Here is a 7,858-nt window from a genome sequence, read left to right on the forward strand (position 1 = left end):
GCGCAGGGTGATTGCGTTTGAACCCAAACCGGGTGGCATGTGGTGGGCTTGAAATTCGAGCGCGCCCAGTGGGCGATGCAGCGAGGATTTCAAGGCGCCGCAACAGGGAGTATCGCGAAGTGAATAACGAGCGAGACGACTATGTTGCAAGAGGGCTGTGATTAAAAGTACCTTTAAAATTGCAATTCAGATGAAGTTTGGATAAACGTTTGTAAACTATTAAAACGGAATCCCACCACCGCTGAAAGGCCATGGAAATTCACATTGTGAATTTCCTTGCCTCCCCTTTGACAAGGGAAGCAAGGAACCTCCTCATCACAGCTACGCTGTACCATTCCTTAAAAGAAAAACTTACGGGCGACCACAGCGGGCTGGTACCCGTATCGCCCCTACATTGAAAATATATAAACGAGGTAAATAACTTGTCTTCACCCAAAGAGGCGGCCGCCGAACATGCAATCATCGGCGCGTCCGCAATCTCAAAACCGTTTGAACGCAACACCCACCCCGACGCACAGTGGTTTCCCGCCGCGGGTCTGGGTCTTTTTCTGCACTGGGGCATCGCCTCAGTGTTCGGAAACACCGACCTCTCATGGGGGATGATGCAGGATTTTGTCTGGGACGCACCGTTGCCCGGATATCCTAAAGTCACACCAAGACAGTATTATGAAGGGGGCATCGCAAAATTCCATCCGGACAAGTTCGAGCCCGAGAAATTTTTGGGCGCGGCAGCAGAGGCAGGATTTAAATATGCCGTTCTGACTACCAAGCACCACGACGGATTCACACTGTTCCCAAGCAAATACGGTGAATTCGGCGCAGCGCACTCGCTTCACGGGCGCGATCTCGTGGGCGAATATGTCGACGCCTGCCGCAAGGTCGGCATGAAGATCGGCTTGTATTATTCGCCGCCGGATTGGTATTTTAACCGCGATAATATGAGCTTCAACTGCGGCAGAAATCCCGACGGCAGCCGGGTTTTGAAAAACTTTGACCTGCAAACGATCGATTGCTTGCCCGTGATGCCGCCCGAACACAAGAAGGCCTATATCGAGCTGATTCGCGGACAGACACTGGAACTGTTGACACGCTACGGTAAAATTGATATCATCTGGTTCGACGGGCGAGGTGTGGGAGAAGACGACCCCGATCCGATCACCATTGAGGAGATCCGCGCTTTACAGCCGCAGATTCTGATCAATCCGCGCATGCACGGCAAAGGCGACTTCTCTACCCCCGAGTGTTCAATTCCGAAGACCGCGCCGGAGGGCTGGTGGGAGGTCTGTCATCTCCTGAATGACCACGGCTGGGGTTATACGGTTCATCCGTACAAGAGCTTCGAATGGTGGCGTGAGACTTATGAGACCGTACATGCGATGGGCGGTAACTTCCTGACAAACGTCGGGCCGATGCCTTCGGGCGAGCTGCCGGATGTCTATTTTGAGCGCATGGCACAGATCAAAGCTTATCATTTCAAAGGTAAAAAATAACGGAGGAATATTAACAATGCACAAGGTAGGAATCATCGGATACGGCGGAATGGGCAGCGGCTGGCATCCGCAGCGGTTTGAGGAGACCGGAAGGGCAAAGGCCGTCGCCGCTTACGACATCAATCCGGTGAAGCTGGAGAAAGCCGAAAAAGACGGGCTGGTTGCCTGCAGAAGCGCCGAAGAACTGCTTGCAATGCCTGACATTGATATCATCGTCGTCGCTACCCCTAATAATTTTCATTGCAAGTACTCTCTCGCGGCGCTCGAAGCCGGAAAAAATGTGTTATGCGAAAAACCGGTGATGATGAACGCTGCGGAACTCGAAAAAGTGCTCGCAATGGCGAACAAGACAGGGAAAATCTTTTCAGCACACCAAAATCGCCGGTTCGACCGCGATTTTGTGACCGTGAAAACCGCTGTTGAAGGTGGTATGATCGGCAAACCGTTTTATATCGAGAGTCGGGTTCAGGGCTGCCGCGGCATCCCGGGCGACTGGCGCTGCGTGACCGCAGCCGGCGGCGGAATGATCTACGACTGGGGCATTCACCTGTTAGATCAGATTCTATGGATGGAAAAGCCCCCGGTCACCGAAGTCTACTGTCATCTGCTCAAGGTAAAATATGATGTCGACGACAATTTCAAGTTGCTGTTGAAGTTCAAAAACGGCCTTTCGGCGCTGATTGAGATCGATACATATTGCTTCTTACCGCTTCCGCGCTGGCATGTTCACGGCGACCACGGCACGATGGTCGTCGACGACTGGAACTGCGGCGGAAAAATCAAGAAATCAAAGACGCTGGAGATGGTCTGGGAAGAAGGTGTCGTATGGACCGAGGGCGGCCCCACCAAGACTATGGCACCGCGGCCCCGCGAGAGTGTCGAGGAGCTTGCGCTGCCGGACGTCAAGACCGATGTGGTCGATTTCTCCCGCAATTTCCTCGACGCAGTCGAGGGGAGGTGCCCGCAGCTCGTCCGGCATGACGAGATGCTGCGTGTGATGAAGGTCATCGACGCAGCGTTCAGGTCGGGCAACGAGGGCATCTGCATCAAGTTCTGACATGGTTGTGATGATAAAGCCCGCGTCCGGCGCCTGCGATATGAATTGCCGGTATTGCTTTTACCGCGATACGGCTGAGTTGCGGGACGTAAACGTGGGCTTTATGTCTTTACAAACACTTCAAACGGTTGTGCGTGAGGCCGTTCGGTATTCTCCTGTGCAGTGCGATTTAATCTTTCAGGGCGGCGAACCGACGCTGGTCGGGTTGGATTTTTATCGGGCGCTGATCGATATCGAGCGGGATTATCCCAAAACGATATTTCATCATTCCGTTCAGACCAACGGGCTGAACCTCGATGACGAATGGGCAGAGTTTTTCGCAAAACATGATTTTCTGGTCGGGCTGTCGCTGGACGGGGTGAAAAAGACTCATGATCTGTACCGCGTTCAAGGAAAAAACGGAACCTTTGACCGGGTGGGTCGGGCGGCGGAGATTCTCCGGAAACACAATGTAAAATTCAATATTCTAACGGTTGTGACGCCCGAGGTGGCTGAAAATATCACCGAGATTTATACGGAATATATAAAGAATGGCTATCTATACCAGCAGTATATTCCGCAGCTCGGAACATACGGGGAAAAATCGCAGCTTACGACAGAGGCTTTCGGGAACTTTTTATGTACGCTGTTTGATTTATGGATTGCCGATTTTACGGCGGGCAAAGATGTGACGATCCGGTATTTTGACGATCTGGCACAGATCTTGGCCGGACTTCCCGCGCCGACCTGCGGCATGTGCGGCGAGTGCGCGCCTCAGTATGTGGTCGAGGCCGACGGAGGCGTCTATCCCTGCGATTTTTATGTGATGGAAAAACATCGGCTCGGCAATATCAAGGACGGATTTGCGGCACTTGCGAAAAAACGTAAAGCGGGAGAGCTTGTATGTCAGTCGCGGAATGTCCCGGAAAAATGTATAAAATGCGAATTTTATACGATCTGTAAAAACGGATGCCTTCGTGAACGGAACAACAACGGAATCAACGAGCTTTGCAAGGGATATCAACAATTTTTCGCCCATGCCTTGCCTCGTTTGGAACAGCTGATATGAGTTAGGAGGATTCGTATGAAAAAAGTCGATATCTTCTCCGCACCGGTCTCGCTGCACGGCTTTGACGCCGAGGGTTATAAAAACCTTTGGCGGCTGCCGCCCGATCTGCATGATCTCATCAACATCGGTATTGCCAAGCTGAGCAAGCACACCTCCGGCGGCCGCATCCGCTTTTGCACCGACAGCCGAAAACTGAGCGTCCGGGTGACTCTCTGCGAGGAGAATGTGTATCCGAATATGGCGATTTCGGGCAGTTCCGGCGTTGATCTCTCCGTCAATGGCCGGATTGTGCAGAACTGGAAGCCGGATTTCAGCAAAAGCTTGTACGAGTTTGAATATAATACGAACGGTGAGAAAAAAGAAATTTGCTTTTATTTGCCGCTCTACAGCGGAGTCGCCAAATTCGAACTGTATGTCGATGACGGCGCTTTTATCGGTGCGGCAAGGCCCTACACCTACCCGAAGCCGGTGGTGTTTTACGGCTCCTCGATCACGCAGGGCGCATTCGCTTCGAAGCCCACAAACAGCTATACCGCGATGGTCTGCGAGATGCTCGACGCCGATTTCCGTAACCTCGGATTTGCCGGAAACGCGCTGGGCGAGGAGAACATCGCCGACTATATCGCAAATCTCGAGATGAGCGCGTTTGTACTCGACTATGACCACAACGCCTGGGTCGAACGGCTGGAACAGACCCACGAGCGGTTTTTTAAGCAGATTCGGGCGAAACATCCGAACCTGCCGATCATCATCATATCCCGCCCCGACTTTGATCTCAACATCCCCGAAAGTATCGTCCGCCGTGAAATTATCAAGAGAACTTATGACAACGCCGTTGCAAACGGCGACAAACTGGTCGAATTTATAGACGGTGAGACCATTTTCGGCAACGTATTGCGCGACCACTGTACGACCGACAACTGCCACCCGACAGACCTCGGGTTTGAACGCATGGCGATGGCGGTGCTGCCGGTGCTGAAGAAGTTCTTGGGTTAAATTTTTTATACGGGCGGATATTATCCGCCCGAATCAAAACCATCATGATATTTAAATCAATAAAGAAGGCCACAATTTGAAAAAGATCGACATTTTCTCTGCGCCGGTTTCACTGCACGGCTTTGACGCCGAGGGCGTAAAAAACCTTTGGCGGCTGCCCCTGCAGCTGCATGACAAAGTCAACATGGGAGTAACACAACTCAGCAGGCAAACCGCGGGCGGGCGGATCCGATTCTGCACCGACAGCAAAAAAGTGAGCTGCCGGGTGATGGTGACCGAGGAATGTCTGCTTCCGCATATGCCGCTGTCGGGCAGCTCGGGCGTGGACTTGTTTGTCAATGGCCGGTTTGCGTTAAACTGGCGGCCGGATCTCGGCAGACAGAAGTTCGAATTCGAATATGCTCTGAACGGGCAGAAAAACGAGCTCTGTTTCTATCTGCCGTTATGCAACGGAGTTGCGGTCTTCGAGGTGTATGTTGACGATGGAGCTTTCGTCGGCACGCCGAAGCCCTATACTTATACCAAACCCGTGGTTTTCTACGGCTCCTCGATCACCCAGGGTCTTTGCGCTTCGCGGCCTTCAAGCAACTATATCGCCGAGGTATGTGGCTTGCTCGACACAGATTTTCGCAATCTCGGCTTCTCCGCATCCGCGCTCGGGGAGGACAACATCTGCGAGTACATCGCGAATCTCGACATGAGCGTGTTCGTGATGGATTATGACCACAACGCCCCGACTCCCGAGTATCTGGAAGCGACCCATGAGAAATTCTTTAAGCAGATTCGGGAGAGAAATCCGAAGCTTCCGGTGATTTTGATGACCCGGCCCAACTTCGACACCGATATCTCCGACAGCATCCGCCGCCGTGACATCGTGAGAAAGACCTATGAGAACGCTGTGGCGAACGGGGACAAGTCGGTTGCGTTTTTGGATGGAGAGACATTTTTCGGCAAGGCACTGCGTGACCGCTGCACGCCCGATAACATCCACCCGACCGACCTCGGATTTGAGCGCATGGCGATGGCGGTGCTGCCGGTGCTGAAAAAATTCTTAGAGTAATTCAGAATTATGAATTCAGAGTTCAGATTATAAACCATATAAGGAAGGTCATAACATGAAAAAAGTCGACATTTTCTCCGCACCGGTAATACTGAACGGGTTTGACGATATAGGTGTTAAAAACCTTTGGCGGCTGCCGCCGGATCTGTATGATCAGGTCAACCGTGGCGTAGCATTTAACAGCAGATGCGCCGCAGGAGGACGCATCCGCTTTTGCACCGACAGCGAACGGCTGAGCGCTCGGGTGGTGTTGCTCGAGCCGTGCATGCTGCCGCATATGCCGCTTTCGGGCAGCTCGGGTGTTGATTTATTTGTCAACGGGAAATTTGCGCAAAACTGGCGGGCCGATGTCGGCAAGAGCGATTTTATATTCGACTACGCGCTGGACGGCAAGATGAATGAGATTTGCTTCTATCTGCCGCTTTATAACGGCGTGACCGGCTTTGAGCTCTATATTAACGACGGCAAGACTATCGGCGCCCCGAAGCCCTATACCCATCAGAAACCGGTGGTGTTTTACGGCTCTTCGATCACGCAGGGGGCATGCGCTTCCCGGCCCTCAAGCAACTATGTCTCGATGGTCTGCGAACTGCTGGATTCCGATTTCCGCAACCTCGGTTTCTCCGGAAGCGCGTGCGGTGAGGATAATATCGCCGACTATATCGCAAATCTCGATATGAGTGTGTTTGTGCTCGACTATGACTACAATGCCCCGACGCCCGAACATCTGGAAGCGACCCACGAAAAGTTTTTTAAGAAGGTACGGGCAAAGAATCCGAACCTGCCGATCATCATGATGACTCGGCCCAGCTTCGACGCCGATATCCCTGACAGCACCCGCCGCCGCGCCATTATTAAAAAGACCTATGAAAACGCAGTGGCGAACGGCGACAAATTTGTGGCGTTTTTGGACGGTGAGAAGTATTACGGCGATGTGCTTCGCGGGCATTGCTCTCCTGACAACTGCCACCCGACCGACCTTGGATTTGAACGTATGGCAATGGCGGTATATCCGGTGTTGAAAAAGTTTTTGGGGTAAGTTGAAATTCAGAATTAAGAATTAAGAATTCGGAATCGGTGAATTCATTCTAATCGTACACTGTGTCTGCCACAGTGTACGATTCCCGCCCGCATTACAAAGATTGTATTTCGGGCGGGTTTATGTTATAATTCTGACATATTTCAACCCTTTTTTGAAAGGATTCATTTTATGCCGATTTGCATTCCGCTCGATTTGCCGGCGCGTGAAATACTCGAAAACGAGAATATTTTCGTCATGGATCGCGAAACCGCCTCGGCGCAGGATATCCGCCCGCTGCGGGCTGTGATTATGAACCTGATGCCGACCAAGATTGCCACCGAGACCCAGCTTCTTCGGCTTTTAGGGAACTCTCCTCTGCAGATCGAAGTCGATTTGTTGCAGACGGCAAGCTATACACCCAAAAATACGCCGGTCGAACATCTGGAGCGGTTTTATACGACATTTGATGCGATTAAAGATAATTATTACGATATGCTGATCATCACCGGAGCGCCGGTAGAAACGCTGCCGTTTGAAGAAGTCGCTTATTGGCAGGAATTTTGCGACATCGTCAAATGGGGTAAAGCACATGTGTATTCAACGCTGTATATCTGTTGGGCGGCACAGGCAGGGCTTTATCTTCTGCATGGTATCAACAAATACCCGCTTGATAAAAAGCGCTTCGGCGTGTTCGAGAGCAGCCCGTTGAAACCGAATCACCCGCTGTTGCGCGGTTTTAATGACATGTTTTATATTCCGCATTCGCACCATACCGAGGTGGCTGTAGAGGATATTTCAACCGAGAAAAAGGTTGAGCTTCTGGCGGCTTCGAAAATTGCCGGAGCAGATATCGCCGCGACTTCCGGCTGCCGGAATGTGTTTGTGTTCGGCCATCTCGAATATGAAACCGACACACTCAAAAACGAATATATACGCGATCTCACGGCGGGAAAACCGATTGAGATTCCGGTCAATTATTTCACCGACGATAATCCCGATAAAGCGCCTGTCAACCGCTGGCGCGGACATGCCAATCTGTTTTTTGCCAACTGGATCAATACGGTTTATCAGGAGACGCCTTATGATTTGAGCGGTGGATTTTGAGGAGCACCAATGTAAGGGCGGATAATATGTATAGAGTAGTAAGATAGTTTACAGGTAGTGCAAGGACATCGTTTACAGTTTT

7 protein-coding genes are annotated in these 7,858 nt (G+C 51.6%); all 7 read left to right on the top strand.

Features of this window, described 5'->3' with window-relative positions; genetic code table 11:
• Window positions 1-422: 422 nt before the first annotated feature.
• The 7 genes from PKH29_07945 (at window position 423) to metA (ending at window position 7,776) form a co-directional block, all read left to right on the top strand.
• Window positions 423-1,490, top strand: coding sequence for an alpha-L-fucosidase (locus PKH29_07945; GenBank protein ID HNX14771.1), 1,068 nt, complete (start codon window positions 423-425; stop codon window positions 1,488-1,490).
• A gap of 16 nt (window positions 1,491-1,506) precedes the next feature.
• Complete coding sequence (locus tag PKH29_07950) at window positions 1,507-2,547, top strand: Gfo/Idh/MocA family oxidoreductase (protein ID HNX14772.1); 1,041 nt, start codon at window positions 1,507-1,509, stop codon at window positions 2,545-2,547.
• Between the two features lie 10 nt (window positions 2,548-2,557).
• Complete coding sequence (locus PKH29_07955; GenBank protein HNX14773.1) at window positions 2,558-3,595, top strand: radical SAM protein; 1,038 nt, start codon at window positions 2,558-2,560, stop codon at window positions 3,593-3,595.
• A gap of 15 nt (window positions 3,596-3,610) precedes the next feature.
• Window positions 3,611-4,591: an SGNH/GDSL hydrolase family protein gene (locus PKH29_07960; GenBank protein HNX14774.1), complete on the top strand. Its 981-nt coding sequence runs from the start codon at window positions 3,611-3,613 to the stop codon at window positions 4,589-4,591.
• A 76-nt stretch (window positions 4,592-4,667) separates the two neighbouring features.
• Entirely contained in the window at window positions 4,668-5,651 is a 984-nt protein-coding gene (locus tag PKH29_07965; GenBank protein ID HNX14775.1) for an SGNH/GDSL hydrolase family protein, read from the top strand.
• 55 nt (window positions 5,652-5,706) lie between these two features.
• The gene (locus PKH29_07970) at window positions 5,707-6,690 is read left to right on the top strand and encodes an SGNH/GDSL hydrolase family protein (protein HNX14776.1); all 984 of its coding nucleotides are present in this window, start codon (window positions 5,707-5,709) and stop codon (window positions 6,688-6,690) included.
• 171 nt (window positions 6,691-6,861) lie between these two features.
• The gene (gene metA / locus PKH29_07975; protein HNX14777.1) at window positions 6,862-7,776 is read left to right on the top strand and encodes a homoserine O-succinyltransferase; all 915 of its coding nucleotides are present in this window, start codon (window positions 6,862-6,864) and stop codon (window positions 7,774-7,776) included.
• Window positions 7,777-7,858 lie beyond the last annotated feature (82 nt).

This window comes from Oscillospiraceae bacterium, from assembly GCA_035353335.1.
GTDB lineage: Bacteria > Bacillota > Clostridia > Oscillospirales > JAKOTC01 > DAOPZJ01.

Coding starts and splice junctions, on each gene's coding strand:
- PKH29_07950 (HNX14772.1), top strand. CDS start 1,507: ATGCACAAGGTAGGAATCATCGGATACGGCGGAATGGGCAGCGGCTGG.
- PKH29_07955 (HNX14773.1), top strand. CDS start 2,558: ATGATAAAGCCCGCGTCCGGCGCCTGCGATATGAATTGCCGGTATTGC.
- PKH29_07960 (HNX14774.1), top strand. CDS start 3,611: ATGAAAAAAGTCGATATCTTCTCCGCACCGGTCTCGCTGCACGGCTTT.
- PKH29_07970 (HNX14776.1), top strand. CDS start 5,707: ATGAAAAAAGTCGACATTTTCTCCGCACCGGTAATACTGAACGGGTTT.
- metA (HNX14777.1), top strand. CDS start 6,862: ATGCCGATTTGCATTCCGCTCGATTTGCCGGCGCGTGAAATACTCGAA.